Origin of the sequence: Variovorax restrictus (assembly GCF_051216715.1) — a bacterium.
GTDB lineage: Bacteria > Pseudomonadota > Gammaproteobacteria > Burkholderiales > Burkholderiaceae_C > Variovorax.
Genome location: NZ_JBPJZH010000020.1, coordinates 1 through 1607, shown reverse-complemented (window position 1 = coordinate 1607; position 1607 = coordinate 1). Strand labels below are relative to the sequence as shown.

At 58.7% G+C, this 1607-nt stretch carries 1 protein-coding gene; it reads right to left on the bottom strand.

The genetic code is table 11. The annotated features are described in order from the left end of the window. Positions 1-28 precede the first annotated feature (28 nt). Complete coding sequence (locus tag ACSFA0_RS26585; RefSeq protein WP_435453264.1) at positions 29-1567, bottom strand: IS3 family transposase; 1539 nt, start codon at positions 1565-1567, stop codon at positions 29-31. Between the last annotated feature and the right edge of the window lie 40 nt (positions 1568-1607).

The window sequence follows — 1607 nt, the reverse complement described above, 5'->3', positions numbered from 1 at the left end:
GGGGGTGCGGATAAAAACTTGGACTGGTTTATGCCGCAAGTCCAAGGCTCACCCGGTATTCGATCGGGCTGAGGGAGCCGAGAGAGATCTTGATCCGCTTCTCGTTGTACCAGCGGATGTACGAGTCGACCGCCTCGACGAACTGCTCAATGGTGGCGGTCTTCCAGTCCCGAGGATAGAACAGCTCATTCTTCAGCCGACCGAAGAAGCCTTCGCAGGCAGCGTTATCAGGTGAGCATGCTTTGCGAGACATCGAGCGGATGAAGTTCGCGTTGCTCATTCTTGAGAGCCAACCCGGCCAGCGGTAGTGGCCGCCCCGATCGGAGTGGACCACGGGACGATCAGCCGTGGCGGCCAACGTCTCGATGGCTGCGTCCAGCATCGTGTTGACCAACTCCGCGTCCGGACTGGTCCCAATGGTCCAGCTGACGACCATTCCGTCGAAGCAGTCGATGATGGGCGAGAGGTACACCTTGCCAGCCGGGATCTGGAACTCCGTGATGTCCGTGAGCCATTTCGCGTTGGGCACCGCGGCCTGGAAGTCGCGATCGATGAGGTTCTCAGGCGCTGGGCTGATTTCGCCAAGGTAAGACGCATAGCGGCGCTTTCTGGGCCTTGGAACAACCAGGCTTTCCTGCTTCATCAACCGCTGTACAACCTTCTCTGAGATCGTGACGTCCTGCCTGGTCAGAGATGCCTGCAGCCTGCGGTAGCCATAGCAGCGGTGGTTCGACTCAAAGATGTCGGTGATGGATTGCCGAACCTTCAGGTACTTGTCGCCCACCGCTGCGCGGGCCCGGTGATAGAAATACGAACTGCGCGCAAGATCCAACTGTGCAAGGAGCTCTGGCAGGCCATAGTGCTCCCTGAGGGCGTCAATCAGCAGTGTCTTCTCCCGGTTGGACAGGAGCTGCAGGTCGACGCCCAGGCCTTTTTTTAACAGTTCGTTGGCCTTGTTCAAAAGATCCTGCTCGAGGCGCAGTTGCCTGACTTCGCGGCGCAGGGACTCAACCTGGCGCTCGAGCTCATCGCGCTCCTGCGAAGGCGAAGATGGATTGGTACGTTTCATGGATGCGGGTGCTTCACGTCCCAGAAGTTGGTTCTTCCAGTTGTACAGCGTTGGCCGGCACACGCCGAACTTGTCGGCTACAGCCTGGGCACTTTCCTCGCGAATGCAGAGTTCCATGACTCCTGCTTGCATCAGCTCCCCGGAATACCTTCGTCGCACCGTACTGCCGACGACACGCCTTCTGGCTTCAGGAAGGGCCTCGCGAATCCAAGCGGTTAGCGTCCCTCTGCAGGGGTAGCCCAGTGCCCTCATGGTGGCCGCAATGCAGCGGTCGTGAGCGAGGTAATGCTCGATAGCTGCCGCCTTCTGTTCCTTCGAGAACTTGGGTCTCCGGCCCGCATAGCCCGCTGGCAAGTCGAGCTTCTGCTGGTATTCGTTGTACCAGCCCTTCAGAGAATTCTTTGTTGGATAACCCAGCTGGCGGATCGTGGGCCTGACGCGCCTGCCCAGCTTGATATAGAGCTCAACCGCTCGAATTCGATCTTCGTAGGAATACATGAACTACCTCCTGGTAGTCCAAGTTTTCGTCCGCACCCCC